1 protein-coding gene is annotated in these 281 nt (G+C 59.1%); it reads left to right on the plus strand.

The window, feature by feature from the left end; translation table 11 throughout:
• Window positions 1–237: hypothetical protein (locus KVS69_RS19390; protein WP_217539577.1), on the plus strand; the 237-nt coding region annotated here is incomplete at its 5' end.
• Window positions 238–281: the final 44 nt, after the last annotated feature.

Raw genomic sequence — 281 nt, forward strand, 5'->3', positions numbered from 1 at the left:
GCAAAGGGCCGTCTGGGGCTCCGCGACTACGAGAAGATGTTTTGTCCCGACCTGAAGAGCGGCAGGGACATTTTCGACATGCGCGGCATCGATCGGGACAAGGGCTGCATGGTCGTCGTCAGGCCGGACCAGTATGTCGCCCATATTCTGCCGCTCGATGCGCATGCGGAACTCGCAGCCTTCTTCGATGCCTTCATGCTGCAGAAGAAGGCTGAGTCTCTCGTGGCCATGGCGTGAAGACAAGAAAGGGGCCGACAGGCCCCTTTCTTCCATCCCATATC

Origin of the sequence: Stenotrophomonas sp. GbtcB23, assembly GCF_019091045.1 — a bacterium.
Classification (GTDB): Bacteria; Pseudomonadota; Gammaproteobacteria; order Xanthomonadales; family Xanthomonadaceae; genus Stenotrophomonas; species Stenotrophomonas rhizophila_A.